The following is a 20,836-nucleotide window of genomic DNA, read 5'->3' as shown; positions in this document are numbered from 1 at the left end:
CGTAAGTCGCGACCCTTTCGAAGGGTCAACTCAAAAGCCAGGAGCATCGCGACTCACATCGCTCCCACAAGGGCGGGGATGGGCGATTTCCCATCCTGTGGGAGCGACATGAGTCGCGAGCTTTTGCCTTCGCTTGTTGTCCGTCCGTCGCCACCTGGAGTGATGCGGTCGCGGCTTCCGTCGCACCTGCAAGGGATTTCAGGTATTCGGGGCCTGCCGGCGTCGCGACAGCAGGCGATCCAGGGCCAGCAGGATGCCGCCCAGCAGCAGGAAGACGACCAGGATGCTGGTCGCGTTGACCGCGGTGCGGGCGTAGCCCAGCTTGCCGGCATCGATGAACGGATACGGGTACTCGCCCAGCCAGGCGCCGCGCAGCAGCACCCACGCCAGATACAGCAGCGGGAACAGCAGCCAGGCCACCGCGTCGCGCAGGTTCAAGCGGCCATGCGGCGCGGCCGCCAGCCACCACCCGACATACAGCAGCGGGGTGGCGTAGTGCAGGCCGGTGTCGGCCCACCATTGCAGTCCCTGCGGCTGCCACAGGTGGCGCAGGATCAACAGGTAGATCAGCCCGGTCACGCCGATGTACAGCGCGATGGCGCCACGCACGCGCGGCCGCGAAAAGAATCCGTCGGCGCCGCGCAGCGCGGTCACGCACACCGCGATCACGCCCAGGTTGCTGAGGATGGTGAAGTAGCTGAGGAAGCGCAGCGTGCCCAGCGCCACCCCGACATTGTCGCGGGTCAACTCGAGCAGAAGCAGGTACTGCAGCACCACGGATGCCGCCGAGACCACCGCGACGATGGCGGCGAACGCGCGTCCTTTCGGGGTCGGGCCAGGTTCCATCGGCGAAGTGGTATCGGGAGACGGGCGACAGCCTGTCATAAAACCGGGCGGAACTGTGCGGCTTGCCGTGCGTTTGCGGGCTGGGAGCGCGGGCCTGTCCGTGGATGAAGGATGCGGGCTTCGGATTGTTGTCCGGTTGTCAGAGGGTATCGGCTTCGGTTGCTCCCACCCCAGCCCTCCCCCGCTTGCGAGGGAGGGGGCGGGGGTGATGTGGGCAAAAGTCCGCCGGCTGGGGATCAGCGTCTTCGGGCGGGCCGTCGTCGCGCGGCCTCCAGCGCCCGCTGCGCCCACGGCCGCATCGCCGCCGCCGACTCCAGTGCCTCGGCCGGGGGCGTCCAGTAGCCGGGCACATGGCCGTCCCGCACCGGCCGATAGACGAAAGGTTCGCCGCCGGCGTCACGGAACGCGTCGACGCTGGCCGGATCGGTCTTCAGATACAGGGTTTCGTCCATGACCAGCCCGAACATGCAGTCGTCCAGGTAGACGCCGAGGCCGCCGAACATCGGCCGCAGCCGCACCGCGCCCAGGCCGGCCAGCAGTTCGCGCAGGTGTTCGGCGAATTCGTGATGCGCGTGCATGGTGCCTCGTGCGGACCCGGGCGTGGCGGCGTCGCCAGTGCGCGTCGCTTCGGCCACAATACGCGCATGCCGATGACCCCGCACGCCAGAGCGCAACTGCAAATCCACTTCTGCGTGCTGCTGTGGGGCTTCACCGCCATCCTCGGCAAGCTCATCACCTTGCCGGCGCTGCCGCTGGTGTGGTGGCGCATGTTGCTGGTGGTGGTCGCGCTGGCGCTGCTGCCGCGGGTCTGGCGCGGCCTGCGCGCCATGTCGCCGCGATTGATGCTGGCCTACGCCGGTATCGGCGCGCTGGTGGCGCTGCACTGGTTGACCTTCTACGGCGCGATCAAGCTGGCCAACGCCTCGGTGGCGGCAACCTGCATCGCGCTGGCGCCGGCGTTCACTTCGGTGCTGGAACCGTGGCTGGCGCGGCGTCCGTTCTCCGCGCGCGAACTCGCGTTCGGCGTGGCCGTGCTGCCCGGCGTGGCGCTGGTGGTCGGCGGCGTGCCGGACGGCATGCGCCTGGGCGTCGCGGTGGGCGCGGTGTCGGCCCTGTTCGTGGCGCTGTTCGGCTCGCTCAACAAACGCTTGGTCGAACACGCGGATCCGCTCACCGTCACCGCGCTGGAACTCGGCGCCGGCACCTTGCTGCTGACCGCGCTCGCGCCGCTGATGCCGCTGCTGTTCCCCGCCTTCGCCGGTGATTTGCTGGTGGTGCCCGGCCTGCGCGACGGCGCCTATCTGGTCGCCCTGTCGCTGCTGTGCACGCTGCTGCCATTCGCGCTGTCGCTGGTGGCGCTGCGCCACCTGACCGCCTACGGCGTGCAACTGGTGACGAACCTGGAACCGATCTACGCGATCCTGCTGGCCATCGTGCTGCTGGGCGAACAGCGCGAGCTGACCCCGCTGTTCTATCTGGGCGTGGCGATCATCCTGGCCGCCGTGTTCCTGCATCCGCTGCTGGAACGACGCAAGGCCATCGGCGCGGTGCATCACCCGGAAGTGCTCGGAACTTCCGAGGCCAAGAACCTGGTGGATTGAGCAGTCGCCTTTGCGTTCGATAGCCCCCCTTTTTTCAAAGGGGGGCGGTCACCTGCGGAGCAGGTGACCGGGAATTTGCTTTTTCGGGTCACTCGCCCGGAAGGATCATTCAGACACGCCAGCAAGGCGCAGGCCGAACGAACCCTCAGCGCACCACCATCACCGGCACCGGGCTGGTGGCGATGACCTTGCTGGCGACGGAGCCGAGCAGCAGGCTCTTCAGGGTGCCGCGACCGTGGCTGCCCATCAGGATCAGATCGGCGCGATCGGCCTTGGCCAGCCGCACCAGGGTCTCGGCCACCGGCCCCACCGCGCGGTGTTCGGTGAACGGCAGGCGATTGCGCTTCATCGCCGCGCGCACCTTGCGCAGCACCGCCGCGGCGGTGTCGGCGTAATAGGCTTCCGAGCCATCCACGCCCAGTTCCTTGGCCACCGCCTTGGGCAGCGGCAGGTTGACATAGACCAGGGCGATCGACGGCGGCGCCGACAGTTGCTTGGCCAACTGCGCGGCATGCTTGACGACCTGCAGCGCGGTCTCGCTTTCATCGACGGCCAACAGAATCTTCATCGCGCGGCTCCTTGGGAAAGATGCCGGTGGGATCCCGGCCCATCCAAGTTATCGGGTCCGCGCCGGCGCGACCTTGATCGCGATCAAGCGGCGCTGCATGTATTCAGCGCTCGGGCCAGTGCCAGGCCGGCCGGTCCAGCAGGCCCTGCCCCGCCACGCCGGTCTGGCCCAGCGCCTTTTCAAGCTGGACCGTGTGGCAGTCCTCGTGTTCCTCCAGCGCGGCGATCAGCCGCGAAGCGTGCGACACCACCCACACCTGACCACGTTGCGCCGCCTGCGCGATCAGCCGCGCCAGCGCCGGCAGCAGGTCCGGATGCAGGCTGGTCTCCGGCTCGTTGAGCACCATCAGCGGCGGCGGGCGCGGCGTGTGCAGGGCCGCGATCCACAGCAGGTAACGCAGGGTGCCGTCGGACAGTTCGGCCGCCGACAGCGGCCGCAGCAGGCCGTGCTGGGCGAACACCAGCTGGAACCGTCCGTCGCGGACGTCCACCTCCACCTGCGCGCCGGGAAAGGCATCCTCGACCGCCGCATCCAGCGCCGCGCGATCGCCGATCTCGCGGATGGTCTGCCAGGCCGCCGCCAGATCGTGGCCGTCGTGGCTCAGTACCGGCGTGCGGGTGCCCAACTGCGGCAGCCGCGCCGGCGCTTCGGCGTCGGTGCGGAAATGATCGTAGAAGCGCCAGCCGCGAATCCGCTCGCGCAGGTCCAGCACTTCCGGCGCGCTGACCGGATCGGCGATCTGGGTGAACAGGCTTTCGAACGTGGTCAGGTGTTCGGCCACGACCCGCCATCCACGCCCTTCGCGGATCCGCGCCATCGGCCCGCGACGATCCACCAGCGCGTTGGCCTCGCGCAGGAACGGCCCGCTCCAGATCACCTCGCGCTTGATTTCCGGATCCAGCGCGAACGCCGACATCGACGGAACCGGCAGTCCCAGATCGATGGCATAGCCGAAGTCCTCGCCGGCGAATCCCAGCCGCAGCGCCACCGGCGCCTGCCGCGGTCCACCCTGCACCGGCACCTCGCCGCGGCGCATGCCGGCACTGAACTGTTCCGGCCCCGCCCACAGCACTGACGGCAGGCCGCCTTCCCGCGCCAGCGCGCGCACCACCCCGCCCTGCGCGGTCTCGGCCAGCAGGCGCAGCGCGCGATATAGATTGGACTTGCCGCTGCCGTTGGCGCCGGTGATCAGGTTGAGCCGCGCCAGCGGCATCTCCAGTTCGCGCAGCGAACGGTAGTTGCCGATGGCCAGCGTGCGCAGCACGGCGGCTACCAGTCCTGGTGCTGCGGCAACAATCCGCGCAATTCGGCGTCGGTCAGGTTGCGCCACTGGCCGGGCTTGAGCGCGCCCAGCTTGAGGTTGTCGATGCGCACGCGGCGCAACTGGGTGACCCGGTAGCCGAACTCGGCCGACATCAGCCGGATCTGCCGGTTCAAGCCCTGGGTGAGGATGATGCGGAAGCCGAACTTGGCGATCCGGCTGGTCCGGCACGGCAGGGTCATCTGCCCGTGGATGCGCACGCCGCGCGCCATCCCGCGCAGGAACTCGTCGGTGACCGGCTTGTTCACCGCCACCAGGTATTCCTTCTCGTGGCGATTCTCCGCGCGCAGGATCTGGTTGACGATGTCGCCGTTGCTGGTCATCAGGATCAGCCCTTCGGAATCCTTGTCCAGGCGGCCGATCGGGAAGATGCGCTGCTCGTGGCCGACGAAGTCCACGATATTCCCCTTCACCGACCCCTCGGTGGTGCAGGTGACGCCGACCGGCTTGTTCAGCGCGATGTAGACATGCCTGCGCTTGCCGGCCTTCACCGTGCGCGCCTTCAGCGGCTGGCCGTCCACCCGGACCTCGTCGTCCTCGCCGACCACCGCGCCCACGCCCGCGGGCTGGCCATTGACGGTGACGCGGCGCTCGGCGATCAGGCGGTCGGCCTCGCGGCGGGAACAGAAGCCGGTTTCGGCGATGTGCTTGTTGAGGCGGGTGTTCATGCGCGAATTATCGACGATTCCCGGCCCGGCCACAGCGGTTCAGCCGGACATCGCCCCGATCGGATCCGGCCGGGTCGCCTTCCACTCGCGGATCAGTCCCGCCAACGGCATCGGCGCGTGGATGGCGTAGCCCTGGGCGTAGTCGATGCCCACTTCCGCCAGCCGCACCATCGCCGCCTCGTTCTCCACCCATTCGGCGATGGTGCGCTTGCCCAGCGCCCGGCCGACCTGCGCCATCGAGCGGACCAGGGCGAGATCGACGTTGTCCCGGCCCAGGTCGCGGATGAAGGCGCCGTCGATCTTCAGGATGTCCACGTCCAGGCTCTTGAGATAGGCGAACGAGGACAAGCCGCTGCCGAAGTCGTCCAGGGCGATGCGGCAACCGCGCGCGCGCATGGCCTCGATGAACAGGCAGGCATCGGTGAGGTTGCCGATCACCGCGGTCTCGGTGATCTCGAAGCACAGCTTGTTGGCCACGCCGGGATGGCGATCCAGTTGCTCGGCGGCGAACTGGCGGAACAGCGGATCGGCGATGGACTGCGCCGACACGTTGACGTGGCACAGATCCAGGCTGAGCAGGTGGCGGGTGTCGCGGCTGATCAGCTCCAGGGTGGAGGCCAGCACGTGGCGATCCAGCATCATCGCCTGGCCGTAGCGCTCCAGCGGCGGCAGGAAATAGCCCGGGCCGTGGATGCGGCCCTCGTGATCGATCATCCGCACCAGTACTTCGTACTGCAGCCGTTCCTCGCCGCGCAGCGGCTTGATCCGCTGGGCGTACAGCAGCAGGCGGTCCTCGGCGATGGCCAGCTGGATGTGCGCCACCCAGTCCAGTTCGGTCTGCCTGCGCGCGAACGCCTCGTCGGTCTCGCGATAGCAGCGGATGCGGTTGCGGCCTTCCTCCTTGGCCAGGTAGCAGGCGGTGTCGGCCGCGCGCAGCAACCAGTCGGCGTCGCTGGTATCCGGATTGATCTCGACCACGCCGATGCTGCAGCCCAGGCCGAACTTGCGATCGTTCCAGTGGAAGGCCGACTGGGCCAGGCGGGCGTGGATGCGCTGCGCCACCCGTTCGGCATCCTCCAGGGTCGCGTGCGCCAGGAAAATCGCGAACTCGTCGCCGCCCAGCCGTCCCACCCAGTCCTCGCCGCGCAGCTGCGAGGCCAGCGCGTGCGCGAACTGGCGCAGGAAGCGATCGCCGGCGGCGTGGCCGCAGGTGTCGTTGACCAGCTTGAGCTGATCCAGATCGACGAAGCACAGCGCATGCCGGGCCGGCTGGCGCTGCACCGCCAGGGTGATCTGGCCCAGCCGGCGCTCGATCTCGCGCCGGTTGATCAGGCCGGTGAGATCGTCGTGGCTGGCCTGGTGGGCAATCTCGCTGGCCAGCTCGCGCGCTTCGGACACATCCTCCACCACCGCGAAGATGCGCTCGCCCTCGCGGTCGCCGCCGGTGATGACCGAGGCACTCCAGCGCACCCAGCGGCTGCTGCCGTCGCTGCGGCGCAAGCGGCGTTCGCCCGGTTCGAGCATCCGCGCCCAGTCGGGACGGCCGTCGGCATCGACATGCAGATCCTCGGCATGCAGCAGATCCTGCAAATGGCCGCGCCGCAATTCCTCCAGCGGCCGCGCCAGGATCTGCGCCAGCACCTCGTTGGCCTGGGTGATGCGGCCCTCGCGATCCAGCTTGAGCATGCCGACCGCGGCCTGGTGGAAAGCCGCGCGGAACTCGGTCTCGGTGCGGCGGATCCGGCGCAGGGTGTGGCGCATGACCGCCAGCGCATACGCCGCCAGCGCGAAGAAGGCGAGCACCGCCAGCGCGGTCAGCGCGCCGCGCAGGAAGCGCGCGCCGTCCACCAGCGACTGCGAGAACGCGAGCTCGGCCACGCGCAGGCGCGCATCCATCGCCAGCAGCGTGCGCTGGTGGTGGCGGATTTCGGCGGCGTCGATGCGGCCGGCGCGGCGGCGGCGCTCGATGTCGTCGGCCAGCGCCTGCAGGTGCAGGATGTCCACTTCCGCCTGCTTCCACAGGCGCACGGATTCACGGAAATACGGCGCGCGCGCGAACAGCCGGTACATCCGGATCAGGCGGTCGATGTCGGCCGGCGCGTTGCCGCCCTCGAGGAATCCACGCCGCGCGGCGGGAATATCGATGGGACGTCGATCCAGCGCCTCGCGGCCGGCGCGATCGCCCAGCGGCACCCGCAGCGCCTGGCGGACCCGGGCCAGATCCGCCGGATCGCCGTGTGCCGCGTAACGGTACAACGCGGACACCGCGGTCTGCTGGGCCTTGGACCAGTGGCTTTCGCCGACGATATAGGCGGTGGCCCCGGCCTGGATCTCCAGCACCGTCGCGGTCAGCAGCGCACCCAGCGCGGCGAACAGGATGATCGCCGCCACCCGTGCGGGCAGGCCCTTGCCACCGTCGTCCCTGACCATCTCGTGACTCGCGCGCGAACGCCCCTTCACCACATCGCTTCCCCTACGATGCCCGTCCCGACCTTACGTGCCACGATCACGACACGCAAGCTCGCCCCCGGCCATGCCACCTCGCCTGCGCCACGGATCCGGGATCCGCCGGCGCCGTCCCCTGGCGACGGCGGTATGGTCGCCATGACATCGGCGTCCGGAGCCAGGACTTTAACCGTGCCGCCACCGCCGGGGAGGATCGCGCCGCCCATCGAGGGTGCCGCTCATCGGAACGCCGGCGGCGGCCGGGTGCAGCGACGGTCCGCCTGCCCCTGCAGGCTCAGCAGCGCCTCGCCTTCGCTGACCACCCAGAACAGGTTGCCGGCCCCGTCGGCGTAGCGCGCGCCCGCGCCCGACGGCCGGCGCGGCAGTTCCAGCACGCGTCCATTGAACGAGATATCGACCCTTTCCTCGCCGTCGAAGTTGGCGGTGACCTGCCAGTCCTCGCATTGGTACAGGTAGGTGGTGATGGCGTCCGCGTCGGCCGGCGGCTGCGCCCGCGTCGTCACCGGCGGCACGGGTGTTGCCGGCGCTTCCGCATGCACCGCCTGCCGCGCCTCCCGGTCCTGCCCGCAACCGGCAAGTGCCAGGGCGATGGCGAGCAGGGCCGGCGGCATGATGCCCGTATGCATCGCGACCTCCTGGAGGATGCCCGACGCAGGAGCGTATGCGCGCCGCGTTCGCGCGGAGTGAAGGCGGGCGAGAGGGTATATGCAACGGCCGGACCACGCGCCGGCCCGCACGCGGATGTGTCCGCCTCACCGTTCGGCGCAACGGCCTACCCGTTGGCCGCATACCGCCCGCCAGGCCCTGACGTTCCCGTGCGCCTGCCCGTGTAATGGCGCTTCCCTCCCTTGCACGGAACCACCCATGATCCCGCAACGCACCCGCCTGGCCTGCCTGCTGTCGCTGGCCGTCTTGGCCACGCCTTTTGCCGCCGGCGCGCAGGCGGCCCCGGCGTCGGCTTCCACCGCCGGATCCTCCTCCATGTCCGCACCGATGTCCGCCGCCGACAAGGCCGCGATCGAGCAAGTGGTCGAACGCTTCCGCACCGCCATCATCGCCAAGGACAAGCCGGGTTTCCTGGCCCTGTTCCTGCCCGGAACCGTGGCGTGGGAAAGCGCGATCGGCGACGAAAGCCTGCAACGCCTGCGCGGCAAGCGGCCGGAGACGCAGAAGGTCAAGCCAGACCCGCAGCACAATCCGGTGTCCTTCATCGACGGCATCGTCACCGAACCCCAATCGACCGAGGAGAAGTTCCGCAACCTGCGCATCGACGGCGATGCCGATATCGCCTCGGTGGTGTTCGACTACTCCTTCCACGAGGATGGCCGCGAAACCAACAGCGGCGTGGAGGCGTGGCATCTGGTGCGCACCGAACAGGGCTGGCGGATCGTGTCGGTGATCTGGTCGATGAACCTGCCGCCGAAACCGGCGACCGCCGGCTGATGCCGGCGCAGGGGGCGGCGATGGCATCATGGCGCCGCCCGCCTCCGCCCCCCTTTCGCCATGGCAGTCGCCGAGCCCATGACCATCCGCCCTTCCGCCGAACCGCCTTTCTGGCTGCCATTGCTGGCCGGCCTGCCAATCGGCCTGTGCCTGGTGGTGATGGCGCTGCCGGCGCTGGGCCACGGCCACGCCACCGCCTATCGGACGCTGTACCTGCTGGCGTTCCTGGCCTGGCTGCCGCCGCTGGCGGCGCTGCAACGCGGACTGTGGCGACGGCGCCTGCCGATCGCCCTGACCGCCGGCATCCTGTTGCTGGCGACCTACGCGATGTCGGTGTTCAACAACCTGCTCGGCGATCTGATGGCCTTGTCCGCCGGCTGGTCGCGCGCGGACGAATTCCGTTTCGCGGGCCTGTTCAACGGGCTGGAGAGCTGCTGGCTGGCGCTGATCGCGTTCTGCGCGATGCACGCCGTCATCGCCTACTACGTGGAGCTCAAGCACGAGAAGCAGCAGCGCGAACAGGCGCATCTGCTGGCGCGCGACGCGGAACTGCGCGCGTTGCGCTACCAGTTGCATCCGCACTTCCTGTTCAACACCCTCAACGCCATCTCCACCCTGGTCGCCGAGGAACGCGGCCATGACGCGCGCCGCATGATCAGCCAGCTGGCCGGGTTCCTGCGTGCCAGCCTGGAAGGCGGCGGCCAGCACGAAGTCAGCGTGGCCGAGGAAATCGCCCTGACCGATGCCTATCTGGACATCGAGAAGGCGCGCCTCGGCGAACGCCTCCAGCTGGCCTGGCGCATCGACGCCGAACTGCTGCACGCGGCCATGCCGTACCTGCTGCTGCAACCGCTGGTCGAGAACGCGATCCGGCACGGCATCGCGCCACGCGCGACGCCGGGACGGCTCGACATCCGGATCAGCCGCCACGCCGAGCGCCTGCTGCTGCAACTGGACAACGACATGGACGCCGCCATCGCGCCGACCGCGCCACGCGATGCCGCGGTCGGATTGCGCAACGTCGCCGAGCGGCTGGCGCGGCTGTATCCCGACGATCACCATTTCCACGCCGGCCCGCGGCCCGACGGCCACGGCTACCGGGTCAGCCTAGATTTGCCATTCCGCGTGGCCATCACCGCGCCGCAGGCGCAGGCGCAGGCCGCCGCATGATGCGGGTGGCCGTGGTCGACGACGAACCGCTGGCGCGGCGCGGGGTGATCGCGCGGCTCGCCGCGCATCCGGACATCGTGCTGGCCGGCGAGTACGCCGATGGCCGGCAGGCGCTGGAAGGACTGGGCCGGGAGCCGGTGGACGTGGTGTTCGTCGACGTGCAGATGCCCACCCTGGACGGCCTGTCGATGCTGGCGGCGCTGCCCGCCGGCCGCCAGCCGCTGAGCATCCTGCTGACGGCGCATGATCGCTTCGCCCTGCGCGCATTCGAACTCAGGGCCATCGACTACCTGCTCAAGCCGATCGACGACGAACGTTTTGCCGAAGCACTCGCGCGCGCGCGCCAGCTGCATCACTGGCGCATGTCGGGCGCCGACACGACCGGCGCGGATGAAGCCGCGCCGGATGCCGACCACACACCGCCGCCGGCACGCCGCTTTTCGGTGCGGGTCGGCCGGCGCCTGACCTTCGTCGAGGTCGACGAAGTGGAATGGATCCAGGCCGACGGCGATTACGCCGTGCTGCACGCGCGCGGCCAGCGCCACCTGCTGCGCGAGTCCCTGCAACGGCTGGCCACGCGGCTGGATCCGCTGCGGTTCCTGCGCGTGCACCGTTCGGCCATCGTGCGCGTCGACTGCGTGAGCGAACTGCAGGCGCTGCCCAATCGCGACGCCCTGCTGCGCCTGCGCGACGGTACCCCGCTGCGTGCCAGCCGCACCTACATCGACGCCTTGCTGGCGCATCTCCAGCCTGCGGGCTGAGGACCTGCACAGGCCGATGCGTTCGACGGTGCCGCCGCGCAGCGAGTGAGGAGCGTTTCCGCTTCGCGCAAGAAGCAAATCCCCCGTCACCTGCTTCGCAGGTGCCCGCCCCTTTTTAAAGGGGGCTCACTCTCCGGACTCCACGGTGGCGGAAGCACTCGCATTCCGGCTGTGCGTCCCCCTTTGAAAAGGGGAATTGAGGGGGATTTTCTCCAGGTGCCAGGCACGACAGGCATCCCCTGCAACAGGAATCCAAACCGACCCGCAACGATCCCGCCCCCTCGCCGCATCTCCTCCGGAAGATTCCCTCGGAGCCCGCGCATGTTCGCCCGCCTCGTCCTGCTGTGCTGCTGCCTGTGCTGGTTTCCCGCCAACGCCACCGAACCCGAACGCTGGCGGGTGGTGATCGATCTGTGGGGCAATCCGGTCTATCAAACGCTGGAACTGACCCGCGTGGGCGCCCGGCTGGACGGCTCGCTGGACGGCGACCCGCTGACCGGCAGTCTCCAGGACAACCGGTTGCGGCTGACCGCCATCGCCGGCGACCGGCGCTACCACCTGAGCGGCATGCAGACCGGCGACAGGCTGGCGGGAACGGCGGACTTCCCGGATCCCAACCAGCCCGGGCGCCGCGCCGAACATGCCTTCACCGCGACCCGCCTGCCAGCGCGGCCCGCGACCGCGCGCATCCTCGATTTCGTACCCACGGACTATGCCAACGAATTCAGCGCGCATCGTGCGCCGGTGTTGCTGCTCTGGCCCGGCGACACGGTGCGCACGCGCACGCTCGATTCCGGCGGCGTGGACGAACACGGCGTCACCCGCGCGCTGTTCGGCAATCCGCAGGTGGGTCCCTTCTATGTCGATGGCGCCGAACCCGGCGACGTCCTCGCCGTCACCCTGCACCGCCTGCGTCCCAACCGCGATCACGCCGACAGCCTCGACGCATTGGTGGGACGCGCGCAGGGACTGGCGCTTGCGGCGCAGGCGAACGGGCTAGGCAAGCCGGTACGCTGGCGGCTGGATCGCGAGCGCGGTTTCGCCCACCCGCCGGCGGACGGTGGCCTGGAAGGGCTGTCGATTCCATTGCGGCCGATGCTCGGCGGTATCGCGGTGGCGCCCGGTTTCGGTTTTCCACCCATGTCGGCCGGCGACAGCGGCCGCTTCGGCGGCAACATGGACTTCAACCAGATCGTCGAGGGCACGACCGTCTACCTGCCGGTCGCGCAACCCGGCGCGCTGCTCTACCTGGGCGATGCCCACGCCGCGCAGGGCGACGGCGAGACCTCGCAGTACGGCCTGGAAACCTCGATGGACGTGGAATTCAGCGTGGCCGTCATCAAGAAGCGGGCGCTGGCCACGCCACGGGTCGAATCGGCCACCCGGCTGATGGCGATCGGCCAAGCTGGTTCGCTGGACGAAGCGGTGCGCGCCGCCACCCAGGGCCTGATCCAGTGGTTGCAGCAGGATTACCGGCTCGGCCTGTCCGAGGCGAGCCAGTTGCTGGGCGCGGCGGTCGAATACCGGATCATCACCTTGGCCGGCCGCAACGCGGGCGTGGCGGCGATGCTGGACAAGGCCAGCCTGGCCACGCTGCGCGCGTCGCCCAGGGGCGAGTGAAAAAATCGCGGCACGGTCGCCGCGTTCAATCGCCGCGCGTCAGTCCCGCCAGGTTCTGGCGAATCCGTTCGATGCCGGCCCAGGGGTGCTGCTTGAGCCGGCGCAACCGCGCCGGCGCCGAATCGATATCGAAGGCGTTGCCGCCCTTCACCCGTCCCAGTTCTTCCCAGCGCAACGGCATCGCCACCGGCGCGCCCGGGCGCGCGCGCAACGAAAACGACGCCACGCTGGTGGCCCCGCGCCCGTTGCGCAGGTAGTCGATGAAGATGCGCCCCTTGCGCAACCGCTTGCTGGAAGTGGCGACGTACTTCAGCGGCTCCATCCGCGCCATCGATTCGGCGAAGGCGTGCGCGAACGGCTTGACCTGATCCCAGCCGCAGGCCGGTCTCAGCGGCACCACCACGTGCAGCCCCTTGCCGCCGGACGTGCGTACGAACGACTGCAGGCCCGCTTCCTCCAGCAGGCCGCGCATCTGTCGCGCGGCGGCCACGATTTCAGCCCACGATACGTCGGCGCCGGGATCGAGATCGAACACCACCCGATCCGCGCGATCCGGATCGTCCGCGTGCGCGCCCCACGGATGGAACTCCAGCGCGTTGAACTGGACCAGTTCGCGCACCGCCCGCGCGTCACGCGCCACCAGGTAATCCTCGGTCTGTCCGCTCTCCTCCTCGACCGGCACGCTGTCCACGTACTGCATGCCGGCGGCCAGATGCTTCTGGAAGAAGCACGGCCGCGTCGACCCCTGCGGACAGCGGATGATCGACAGCGGCCGTCCGCTGATTTCCGGCAACAGCCACGCCATCACCGTGTCGTAGTAATCGGCCACGTCCTGCTTGGTCTTGCCGGTGTCCGGATAGACCACCCGGCCCGGATGGGTCAGTTCGATGCCGTCGTCCGCGGCCGATGCGCGCCGGGTACCCCGCTTGCCCGTCGTGCCGGTCTTCCCACCCGCCGTCTTGCCGTTCGCCTTGTCCGCCATGTCCGCCTTCCGGTCCGATGAGCGCAGATCCGCCGCGGTCTTGTCCGGCCGCAGCCCCTTCAGCGATGGCTGCCGCAGCAATCCCTGGTTGCCGACACCGCGATAGAACACTTCCACCACCACTTCCGGCGGGAACCAGCGCGCGCCGCGCAGATCGGTGTCCAGCCCTTCGGGGATGTCGACGGTGGGCGTGGCGCGTGCACGCCGGCCCAGCCTTTCCCCGAGTTCGGCCAGGGTGGCCTGGCTGAAGCCGGTACCCACCCGTCCGGCGAAGCGCCAACCGCCGCGGCCGTCGGGCCGGGCCAGCAGCAGCGAGCCGAAGCCGGCGCGGCTGCCCTTCGGCGGGGTCATGCCCGCAACCGCGAATTCGTCGCTCTCCTGGCGCTTGCTCTTGCGCCAGTCGTCGCCACGCCCGGCCCGATACGGAGCGTCCGCACGCTTGGAGATGATGCCTTCCAGGTGGCGTTCGGCCGCCGCGGCGAACGCCAGATCGCCGTGTCCCTGCACATGCGGGCTGTAGGCGATGGGCGGCCTGGCCTTTTTCAGCACGGTTTCGAGCAGGTGCTTGCGATCGACCTGCGCGACGCGGCGGGTGTCCACGCCCTCCAGATGAAGCAGATCGAACAGCACGTACGACAGCGGTGCGTTCTTCTCGCCGGAGAGCGTGGCCTGCAGCACGCTGAAGTCGGCCTGGGTACCGGCGCCGGCGATCAGTTCGCCGTCCAGCGCGGCTTCCTGCAATCCCAGCTGCGCCAGCGCATCGACGATCTCGGGCACCTTCGCGGTCCACTCCAGCGCATTGCGCGACCAGATCCGCACCTGTCCCGCGCGAATGACCGTCAACAGGCGATAGCCATCCCACTTGGCCTCGTGCAGCCAGTCATCGCCCATCGGCGGCGCGCTGCCCAGCATCGCCAACTGGGGTTTGAACGGTCCATCCACCAGGCGCGCGCGGCGCGCGCCGGCAAGCGCCAGCGCGCGCTTGCGCCGCTGTTCGATGGTGCGCGGGGAAACACGCGCGCGTGTTCCGGTGGCGGCCTTGCGCGACGCCGTCTTGCGCGCTTTCACGCCTGGCTTCACCACCCGCCCCCGGCGCGTACCCGCGGTAGGTGCCGCCACGTCGTCCAGCATGTCGTCGGCCTCACCGGGTGCCGCGTAGTCGTCCTCGTCCTTGAACAGCAGCCACTGCGGTCTGGCCGAGGCGCGTCCGGTGCGCACCAGGTGCCAACCGCCCTTGAGCTTGTCGCCGAACAGTTCGAAGCGCAGGTGACCCTTCGCCAGCTGCGCCTCGGGATCGCCGCGGGTGGCCCATAGCCCGCGATCGAACAAGGCGACGTGGCCCGCACCATATTCGCCTTCCGGAATCTCACCCTGGAAGTCCGCATAGGCAATCGGATGATCCTCCACCTCTGCCGCCAGCCGCTTGACCTGCGGATCCAGGCTCGGCCCCTTCGGCACCGCCCAGCTCTTGAGCGCGTCACCGACCTGCAGGCGGAAGTCGTAGTGGCGATGGCTGGCATGGTGCAACTGGACCACGAAAATCGGCCGCGCCGCGCGTCCGGTACGCCCCGGGGCCGGCTCGCGGGTGCGCCCGAAGTGCCGCTTGCGCTGGTACTCCACCAGACTCATCGGTGAACCTGATCATCACACGGGGTCCACTATGGTCGGGATTCCGTCAACGGGATGTATGAAGATGACTCCACTGGACAAGCCCCTGCGCCGTGAGTTGCTCCTCAACGATGTCGCCTACACCCTGGTGATCGATCCGGTCGGATTGAAGCTGACCGAAAAGGGCCGCCGGCGCGGCGTCGAACTGCGCTGGACCGAACTGGTGTCCGGCGACGCCGGCCTGGCCGCCGCGTTGCAGGCATCGGTGGAAGACGAACGCGGCTGACCGCCGCGCGGCGCCCCGGCGTGCCGCGCATCCGGGACGATCAACGCTTGCGCGTGGCCGCCTTCTTCGTCGCGCGCTTGCCGGCGGCCTTGGTCGCCGTCTTGCGTGCGCGCTTGCGCGCGGGAGCCTTCTTCGCCGCCGATTTCTTCGCCGGGGTGCGTTTCTTTTCCGCCAGGCTTTTCTGCAGCAACGCCATGAAGTCCACCACGTTGGTGGTGGCCTCTTCCTCGCGCTCCGGCTCCTCGACGCGCGCCGTCGCGCCCTTGGACTTGATCCGCTTGCGGATGATCGCCTGCAGGCGTGCGCGGAATTCGTCATGGTAGGCGTCGGGTGACCAGTCGCCGGCCATCGATTCCACCAGTTGCCGAGCCATTTCCTCTTCCTTGGCCGAAATGCGGTAGGACGAGGCGCTGCCGGAGGGCAGCTTGTAGTCGTCCGGATCCACCAGTTCCTGCGGATAGCGCAGCAGCATCAGCACCAGCGCGTCGCCCAGCGGCATCACCGCGGACAGGTATTCGCGGGTGCGGATGACGACCCGGGCCACGCCGATCCGGCCGGTCGATTCCAGCGTGCGGCGCAGCAGCACGTAGCCCTTCTCGGCCTTCTTGCCGGGCACCAGCACGTAGGGCTTCTCGAAGTAGCGCGGATCAATCGCGTCGCGCTCGATGAAGGCCTCCACCTCCACCGTCTCGTGGCTCTCCGGCGCGGCGGCGCGGATGTCCTCCTCTTCCACCACCACGTAGTTGCCCTTGTCGTACTCGTAGGCCTTGACGATGTCCTTCCACGGCACTTCCTCGCCGGTCTCGGCGTTCACCCGCTCGAACCGGATCGGCTTGCGGTCGCGCGAGTCCAGCATGCGGAAGTGCAGATCGACCTTGCGCTCGCCGGACATCAGCGAGACCGGTACGTTCAACAGGCCGAAGGAAAGCGTGCCTGTCCAGATGGGGCGTGCCATGGCGCGTCCTCGCGGGCGATTGTCGCTTTCCTTGTTAGTGCCTGCGCGATGATGGGCAAGTGAACGAAAGCCCTCCCTGGAGCGCCGCAGAAGCGCGACGGACGTCAAGACTTAATGCTTTCTCCATGCGTTGTTTACATTCGTGACGAGCGCGACGGCCATGATGGGCGCTCCCGTCAGAAAGGAGGACATGCATGGGCAGCATCCATCGGTATCCCCCGCGGCAGGCCGTCCCCGGCAAGTGCGAGGTGGTGGACGTGAAGGCCGAACTGGAAGAATGGCGCGAAGGGATTCCCTCATCCGGGTTCTACCAGCCGGGGACCTCGTTCAGCCGCTACGAACCCAGCCTGATGTTCGCGTACGACAGCTACCTGCAATACCACCAGGTGCCGCTGGAGGGATTGCTGCATACGCTGGAACAACGCTACGAGGAACGCTTCGATCACTTCGAGCGGCTGGACTGGCACCACATGGAAAACCTGCTGCGCGAAGTCTGGCAGCGCATGGGCGCCCCGCTTGGCGATGACGGACAGGCGCGCACGGCCGGCATGCGCCCGCTTCCGCTGCGCCAGCCCTACGGCTGACCCGCCTTACGATTGACCAGCCGTACGTTGATGAACACCCGCGCCGTCCGCCGCGACGCTCAGTCGCGGCGCGGCGCCGGCTTTCCCTTGCGGTGCGGCTTCGGCGCACCGTCGCGCGCCTTCTTGGCGAAACCACCGCCCAGCTTGCCCGGCGGGCGTCCTTCCGGACGCTGGCGGCGCGGCGGCGCGTGGCCGCTGTCCTCGCCCACGCGATGGATACGCAACTGCTGGCCGGACACCCACACCTTCTTCAGGTGCGACAGGATCTCGGACGGCATGCCTTCGGGCAGGTCCAGCACCGAATGGTCGTCGTGGATGTCGATACGGCCGATGTAGCGCGCTTCCAGGCCCGCCTCGTTGGCGATCGCGCCGACGATGTTCGCCGGCTTGACGCCGTGCATGTGACCCACCTCGATGCGGAAGGTCTCCATGCCGACCTCGGGTTCGGTGCGCGGCGGCTTGTCGAAGCGCGGACGCTCGATGCGCGGCGCGGCCGCCTCGTCATGCGCGCGCTCGTGCGTGTGTTCGTGATGCTCGCGACGGGCCGGCCGCTCGCTGCGTTCGGCGCGTTCCGGACGCGGTTCGCGCACCGGTCGTTCCTCGCGCACGGGACGTTCGCCGCGCGCACGCGCGTCGCGCCGCTGTTCCGGCGGCAGCAACAGCGGCGTGTCGCCCTGTAGCAGGCGCGCCAGGGCGGCGGCGATGTCCACCGCCGGCACGTTGTGCTCCTGCTCGTAGGCTTCGACCAGGCTGCGGAACTCGCCGGTGTCGCCGGCGGCCAGGGTGTCGGTGATGCGGCTGAGGAACTTCTGCACCCGGCGATCGTTGACCGCCTCGACGCTGGGCAACTGCATTTCCTGGATCGGCTGGCGGGTGGCGCGCTCGATGGCGCGCAGCATGCCCTTCTCGCGCGGGGTGACGAACAGGATCGCATCGCCACTGCGGCCCGCGCGGCCGGTGCGGCCGATGCGGTGCACGTAGCTTTCGGTGTCGTACGGAATGTCGTAGTTCAGCACGTGGCTGATGCGCTCCACGTCCAGGCCGCGCGCGGCCACGTCGGTGGCCACGAGCACGTCCAGCTTGCCATCCTTCAACTGCTGGATGGTCTTCTCGCGCTGCGCCTGCTGCATGTCGCCGTTGATGGCGGCGGCGGCCAGGCCGCGCGCCTGCAACTTGCCTGCCAGTTCCTCGGTCGCCGCCTTGGTGCGGGCGAAGATGATCATGCCGTCGAACGGCTCGGCTTCCAGGATTCGAGTCAGCGCATCGAGCTTGTGCAGGCCGCTGACGAACCAGTAGCGCTGGCGGATGTTGGCCGAGGTGGTGGTCTTGGCCGCGATGGTGACCTCGACCGGATCCTTCAGGTAGGTCTGGGCGATGCGCCGGATCGCCGGCGGCATGGTCGCCGAGAACAGCGCGACCTGGCGCGATTCCGGGGTCTTCTTCAGTACCGTCTCGACGTCGTCGATGAAGCCCATGCGCAGCATTTCATCGGCTTCGTCCAGCACCAGCGTGGTCAGGCCGGACAGATCCAGCGAGCCGCGCTCCAGGTGATCGATCACCCGCCCGGGGGTGCCCACCACCACATGCACGCCGCGCTTGAGCGCCTGCAGCTGCGGGTAGTAGCTCTGGCCGCCGTAGATCGGCAGGACGTGGAAACCGGGCATCTTCGCCGCGTAGCGCTGGAACGCCTCGGCGACCTGGATCGCCAGTTCGCGGGTCGGCGCCAGCACCAGTGCCTGCGGCTTGTCGGCCGCCAGGTTGATGGAGGACAGCAGCGGCAGCGCGAAGGCCGCGGTCTTGCCGGTGCCGGTCTGGGCCTGGCCCAGCACGTCGCGGCCGGCCAGCACCGCCGGGATGGTGGCGGCCTGGATGGGGGATGGGGTTTCGTAGCCTACTTCGGTGACCGCGGCCATGACCGGCGCGGACAGGCCGAGATCGGCGAAAACGAGCGAAGACGGGGAAGATTCGGGGGACATGGAGGACTCCGGGGCGTCGCGGAGTGCGCACGCAAGCAGCGTATTGTGCGCTTTCAGGCCCCCTCCTGTCCTGTCGGCCTGCGGGTCGCCCCGCCTCGCCGTTCAGGCAAATCCTTGATTTGGCGGGGATTCCGGCCGATTTAGCCCCCTCAGGCGGCACTCCGTGATTTTTTCCCCACCGCCGCGAATCACCCTTCCGACACGCACAATCGGCACGGGCGGGAAATGGAACACGTGGCAGACATGGCGGAACATGCGCGGCAGGGGTTCGCGGAACAGCTGGAACGGCACCGGGGCATCGTCTTCAAGGTGGCCGGCACCTATTGCCGCAATCCCGACGACCGCGCCGAGCTGGCGCAGGAGATCGCCAGCCAGCTCTGGCAGGCCTATCCACGTTTCGATCCGGCGCGTCCGTTCTCCACCTGGATGTACCGGATCGCGTTGAATGTCGCGATCTCGTTCGTGCGCGACAACAGCCGACGCCACCGCCACGCGGTGCCGCTGGACGATCAGTTGCACGACATCGCCGATCCGCACGCGGCAGATCCGCAGGCCGAGCAGCAGGTGCGCGCCCTGCATCGCTTCATCCACGCGCAGGCCCCACTCGATCGCGCGCTCCTGCTGCTGTACCTGGAGGACCGCGGCTATCGCGACATCAGCGAGATCCTGGGTATCAGCGAAACCAATGTCGCCACCAAGATCAGCCGGCTCAAGCAACGCATCCGCAACGAACTCTGACCCCACATGGACACGCTCATGGAAACCGATGAACTGAAGGCCGCCTGGCAGGCGCTGGAGCGCCGCATGACCCGGCAGGATCAACTCAGCCTGCACCTGTTCCGCGAAGGGCGGCTGGAAAAGGCGCGCAGCAGCCTGCGTCCGCTGTTCTGGGGACAGCTCATCCAGATCGTGTTCGGCGTGGCGATGATCGTGCTGGGGGTGGCCTGCTGGACCCCGCACCGCGACCTGCCGGTGCTGCTGGTATCCGGCATCCTCGTGCACGCCTACGGGGTGGCGACCACCGCGATGGCCGGACTGACGCTCGGCCTGATCGGCCTGATCGACTATTCCGCGCCGGTGCTGACCATCCAGCGCCACCTGGCCCGGCTGCGGCGCTTCTACATCTGCAACGGCATGATCGCCGGCCTGTCCTGGTGGCTGCTGTGGCTGCCCTTCGTCATCGCCCTGGGCGCCGTGGTCGGCGGCAACCTGAGCCCGGCCGCGCCCGGCATGCTGGTGGTGTGCCTGGCGATCGGCATCCCCGGCCTGCTCGCCTCCGCCTGGATCCATCGCTGGCGCCGCCGGCGCGCCGGTTCGGATGCCTGCTTCGAGGACGCCCTGGGCGGCAGCAGCATCCAGCGCAGCCAGCGCGTGCTGGACGAACTGGCCCGCTTCGAACGCGAGTGAGGCGCGGGCCGGCCGGGATTGCGATTAAACTGCCGCGATGCAGATGCTCGATTTCGAACTCGACGGCGAATACGTCGAACTCAACCAGTTGCTCAAGCTGATCGGCTTGGTCGACAGCGGCGGCGCGGGCAAGGCGCTGGTCGCTTCCGGCGCGGTGCGGGTGGACGGCGCGGTCGAACTGCGCAAGACCTGCAAGATCCGGGATGGGCAGGTCGTTGCGCTCGACGACATCGAGATCCACGTCCGCGCGAGCTGACCGGATGACGCGGCGAGCCAAACGACCGCCCCGGCCTGCTGCTCAGTCCCTTGGCGAATCCATCGCCGCGACCATCGCCCGGATCTTCACCGCTTTCTCGAAGTGATCCAGCCGATGCGTGCGTATCCACCACTCCGCCGCTTCCATGAGCCGCTCGGGATCATCGTTGCGATTGGCGAAGAAAGCGTAGAACGACAGACCCACCTCCGGCCCCTTCTGCGCGATCTTCCGATCGCACACTTCGATGATTTTCCGCCGAAGCTCAATCCTCACGCCGTTTCCCTGTCCTGAACACCGCGCCCCTACAGCACGCCGGAA

The 20,836-nt window shown here is 68.7% G+C and carries 21 protein-coding genes; 10 read left to right on the top strand and 11 right to left on the bottom strand.

The window, feature by feature from the left end; translation table 11 throughout:
• Nucleotides 1-198: 198 nt before the first annotated feature.
• Nucleotides 199-846 carry a Pr6Pr family membrane protein gene (locus IB228_RS16995; RefSeq protein ID WP_192199294.1) on the bottom strand — a complete coding sequence of 216 codons (648 nt, stop codon included), beginning with the start codon at nucleotides 844-846 and terminating at the stop codon, nucleotides 199-201.
• A 236-nt stretch (nucleotides 847-1,082) separates the two neighbouring features.
• Entirely contained in the window at nucleotides 1,083-1,424 is a 342-nt protein-coding gene (locus IB228_RS16990; RefSeq protein ID WP_192199293.1) for a TfoX/Sxy family protein, read from the bottom strand.
• Nucleotides 1,425-1,490: 66 nt separating this feature from the next.
• On the opposite strand from IB228_RS16990, the gene IB228_RS16985 reads away from it, so the two are divergent.
• Complete coding sequence (locus IB228_RS16985) at nucleotides 1,491-2,447, top strand: DMT family transporter (protein WP_192199292.1); 957 nt, start codon at nucleotides 1,491-1,493, stop codon at nucleotides 2,445-2,447.
• 145 nt (nucleotides 2,448-2,592) lie between these two features.
• Here IB228_RS16985 and IB228_RS16980 read toward each other — a convergent pair whose 3' ends face one another.
• From IB228_RS16980 to IB228_RS16960, 5 genes are all read right to left on the bottom strand, one after another.
• Nucleotides 2,593-3,015, bottom strand: coding sequence for a universal stress protein (locus IB228_RS16980; protein WP_183638435.1), 423 nt, complete (start codon nucleotides 3,013-3,015; stop codon nucleotides 2,593-2,595).
• A 103-nt stretch (nucleotides 3,016-3,118) separates the two neighbouring features.
• Nucleotides 3,119-4,279 (bottom strand): AAA family ATPase, encoded by a 1,161-nt coding sequence (locus IB228_RS16975; RefSeq protein ID WP_183638438.1) that lies wholly within the window; start codon nucleotides 4,277-4,279, stop codon nucleotides 3,119-3,121.
• 5 nt (nucleotides 4,280-4,284) lie between these two features.
• Nucleotides 4,285-5,004, bottom strand: coding sequence for a pseudouridine synthase (locus IB228_RS16970; protein WP_183638442.1), 720 nt, complete (start codon nucleotides 5,002-5,004; stop codon nucleotides 4,285-4,287).
• Nucleotides 5,005-5,043: 39 nt separating this feature from the next.
• On the bottom strand, nucleotides 5,044-7,434 hold the full coding sequence (locus tag IB228_RS16965) for an EAL domain-containing protein (protein WP_192199291.1): 2,391 nt from the start codon (nucleotides 7,432-7,434) through the stop codon (nucleotides 5,044-5,046).
• A gap of 254 nt (nucleotides 7,435-7,688) precedes the next feature.
• On the bottom strand, nucleotides 7,689-8,096 hold the full coding sequence (locus IB228_RS16960) for an MliC family protein (protein WP_192199290.1): 408 nt from the start codon (nucleotides 8,094-8,096) through the stop codon (nucleotides 7,689-7,691).
• A gap of 238 nt (nucleotides 8,097-8,334) precedes the next feature.
• On the opposite strand from IB228_RS16960, the gene IB228_RS16955 reads away from it, so the two are divergent.
• From IB228_RS16955 to IB228_RS16940, 4 genes are all read left to right on the top strand, one after another.
• Nucleotides 8,335-8,913, top strand: coding sequence for a nuclear transport factor 2 family protein (locus IB228_RS16955; RefSeq protein ID WP_192199289.1), 579 nt, complete (start codon nucleotides 8,335-8,337; stop codon nucleotides 8,911-8,913).
• Between the two features lie 78 nt (nucleotides 8,914-8,991).
• Nucleotides 8,992-10,083, top strand: a complete 1,092-nt coding sequence (locus tag IB228_RS16950) for a histidine kinase (RefSeq protein ID WP_192199288.1) — start codon at nucleotides 8,992-8,994, stop codon at nucleotides 10,081-10,083.
• Nucleotides 10,080-10,844 carry a LytTR family DNA-binding domain-containing protein gene (locus IB228_RS16945; protein WP_192199287.1) on the top strand — a complete coding sequence of 255 codons (765 nt, stop codon included), beginning with the start codon at nucleotides 10,080-10,082 and terminating at the stop codon, nucleotides 10,842-10,844. The genes IB228_RS16950 and IB228_RS16945 overlap by 4 nt, the downstream gene beginning before the upstream one ends.
• Nucleotides 10,845-11,165: 321 nt before the next feature.
• A complete protein-coding gene (locus IB228_RS16940) occupies nucleotides 11,166-12,464 on the top strand; it encodes an acetamidase/formamidase family protein (RefSeq protein WP_192199286.1) in 1,299 nt (432 codons plus the stop codon).
• 25 nt (nucleotides 12,465-12,489) lie between these two features.
• Here the strand turns inward: IB228_RS16940 and ligD are convergent, their stop codons facing one another.
• A complete protein-coding gene (ligD, locus tag IB228_RS16935; RefSeq protein ID WP_183638460.1) occupies nucleotides 12,490-15,075 on the bottom strand; it encodes a DNA ligase D in 2,586 nt (861 codons plus the stop codon).
• A 64-nt stretch (nucleotides 15,076-15,139) separates the two neighbouring features.
• Here ligD and IB228_RS16930 point away from each other — a divergent pair, with 64 nt between their 5' ends.
• Complete coding sequence (locus tag IB228_RS16930) at nucleotides 15,140-15,340, top strand: hypothetical protein (protein WP_183638462.1); 201 nt, start codon at nucleotides 15,140-15,142, stop codon at nucleotides 15,338-15,340.
• A 40-nt stretch (nucleotides 15,341-15,380) separates the two neighbouring features.
• Here IB228_RS16930 and IB228_RS16925 read toward each other — a convergent pair whose 3' ends face one another.
• On the bottom strand, nucleotides 15,381-16,295 hold the full coding sequence (locus tag IB228_RS16925) for a Ku protein (RefSeq protein WP_183638464.1): 915 nt from the start codon (nucleotides 16,293-16,295) through the stop codon (nucleotides 15,381-15,383).
• 194 nt (nucleotides 16,296-16,489) lie between these two features.
• Here IB228_RS16925 and IB228_RS16920 point away from each other — a divergent pair, with 194 nt between their 5' ends.
• On the top strand, nucleotides 16,490-16,879 hold the full coding sequence (locus tag IB228_RS16920; RefSeq protein WP_183638466.1) for a hypothetical protein: 390 nt from the start codon (nucleotides 16,490-16,492) through the stop codon (nucleotides 16,877-16,879).
• Between the two features lie 59 nt (nucleotides 16,880-16,938).
• On the opposite strand, the gene IB228_RS16915 is transcribed toward IB228_RS16920, so the two are convergent.
• Complete coding sequence (locus IB228_RS16915) at nucleotides 16,939-18,855, bottom strand: DEAD/DEAH box helicase (RefSeq protein WP_192199285.1); 1,917 nt, start codon at nucleotides 18,853-18,855, stop codon at nucleotides 16,939-16,941.
• A gap of 243 nt (nucleotides 18,856-19,098) precedes the next feature.
• On the opposite strand from IB228_RS16915, the gene IB228_RS16910 reads away from it, so the two are divergent.
• From IB228_RS16910 to IB228_RS16900, 3 genes are read left to right on the top strand one after another with little or no spacing between them, the layout of a single operon-like run.
• Nucleotides 19,099-19,593: a sigma-70 family RNA polymerase sigma factor gene (locus IB228_RS16910; protein ID WP_225562528.1), complete on the top strand. Its 495-nt coding sequence runs from the start codon at nucleotides 19,099-19,101 to the stop codon at nucleotides 19,591-19,593.
• A gap of 6 nt (nucleotides 19,594-19,599) precedes the next feature.
• A complete protein-coding gene (locus IB228_RS16905) occupies nucleotides 19,600-20,262 on the top strand; it encodes a serine/threonine protein kinase (RefSeq protein WP_192199284.1) in 663 nt (220 codons plus the stop codon).
• 37 nt (nucleotides 20,263-20,299) lie between these two features.
• Complete coding sequence (locus IB228_RS16900; protein ID WP_183638476.1) at nucleotides 20,300-20,518, top strand: RNA-binding S4 domain-containing protein; 219 nt, start codon at nucleotides 20,300-20,302, stop codon at nucleotides 20,516-20,518.
• A 42-nt stretch (nucleotides 20,519-20,560) separates the two neighbouring features.
• Here the strand turns inward: IB228_RS16900 and IB228_RS20095 are convergent, their stop codons facing one another.
• Complete coding sequence (locus IB228_RS20095; RefSeq protein ID WP_203322152.1) at nucleotides 20,561-20,758, bottom strand: DUF6500 family protein; 198 nt, start codon at nucleotides 20,756-20,758, stop codon at nucleotides 20,561-20,563.
• Nucleotides 20,759-20,836 lie beyond the last annotated feature (78 nt).

Origin of the sequence: Pseudoxanthomonas sp. PXM04 (assembly GCF_014851695.1) — a bacterium.
Classification (GTDB): domain Bacteria; phylum Pseudomonadota; class Gammaproteobacteria; order Xanthomonadales; family Xanthomonadaceae; genus Pseudoxanthomonas_A; species Pseudoxanthomonas_A beigongshangi.
Note: the sequence above shows the minus strand (reverse complement) of the source record. Positions and strands in the feature narration are given on the sequence as shown.

Coding starts and splice junctions, on each gene's coding strand:
- IB228_RS16970 (WP_183638442.1), bottom strand. CDS start 5,004: ATGAACACCCGCCTCAACAAGCACATCGCCGAAACCGGCTTCTGTTCC.
- IB228_RS16940 (WP_192199286.1), top strand. CDS start 11,166: ATGTTCGCCCGCCTCGTCCTGCTGTGCTGCTGCCTGTGCTGGTTTCCC.
- IB228_RS16960 (WP_192199290.1), bottom strand. CDS start 8,096: ATGCATACGGGCATCATGCCGCCGGCCCTGCTCGCCATCGCCCTGGCA.
- IB228_RS16930 (WP_183638462.1), top strand. CDS start 15,140: ATGACTCCACTGGACAAGCCCCTGCGCCGTGAGTTGCTCCTCAACGAT.
- IB228_RS16910 (WP_225562528.1), top strand. CDS start 19,099: ATGGCGGAACATGCGCGGCAGGGGTTCGCGGAACAGCTGGAACGGCAC.
- IB228_RS16995 (WP_192199294.1), bottom strand. CDS start 846: ATGGAACCTGGCCCGACCCCGAAAGGACGCGCGTTCGCCGCCATCGTC.
- IB228_RS16980 (WP_183638435.1), bottom strand. CDS start 3,015: ATGAAGATTCTGTTGGCCGTCGATGAAAGCGAGACCGCGCTGCAGGTC.
- IB228_RS16965 (WP_192199291.1), bottom strand. CDS start 7,434: ATGGTCAGGGACGACGGTGGCAAGGGCCTGCCCGCACGGGTGGCGGCG.
- IB228_RS16925 (WP_183638464.1), bottom strand. CDS start 16,295: ATGGCACGCCCCATCTGGACAGGCACGCTTTCCTTCGGCCTGTTGAAC.
- IB228_RS16990 (WP_192199293.1), bottom strand. CDS start 1,424: ATGCACGCGCATCACGAATTCGCCGAACACCTGCGCGAACTGCTGGCC.
- IB228_RS16905 (WP_192199284.1), top strand. CDS start 19,600: ATGGACACGCTCATGGAAACCGATGAACTGAAGGCCGCCTGGCAGGCG.
- IB228_RS16950 (WP_192199288.1), top strand. CDS start 8,992: ATGACCATCCGCCCTTCCGCCGAACCGCCTTTCTGGCTGCCATTGCTG.
- ligD (WP_183638460.1), bottom strand. CDS start 15,075: ATGAGTCTGGTGGAGTACCAGCGCAAGCGGCACTTCGGGCGCACCCGC.
- IB228_RS16955 (WP_192199289.1), top strand. CDS start 8,335: ATGATCCCGCAACGCACCCGCCTGGCCTGCCTGCTGTCGCTGGCCGTC.
- IB228_RS16985 (WP_192199292.1), top strand. CDS start 1,491: ATGCCGATGACCCCGCACGCCAGAGCGCAACTGCAAATCCACTTCTGC.
- IB228_RS16915 (WP_192199285.1), bottom strand. CDS start 18,855: ATGTCCCCCGAATCTTCCCCGTCTTCGCTCGTTTTCGCCGATCTCGGC.
- IB228_RS16900 (WP_183638476.1), top strand. CDS start 20,300: ATGCAGATGCTCGATTTCGAACTCGACGGCGAATACGTCGAACTCAAC.
- IB228_RS16945 (WP_192199287.1), top strand. CDS start 10,080: ATGATGCGGGTGGCCGTGGTCGACGACGAACCGCTGGCGCGGCGCGGG.
- IB228_RS16920 (WP_183638466.1), top strand. CDS start 16,490: ATGGGCAGCATCCATCGGTATCCCCCGCGGCAGGCCGTCCCCGGCAAG.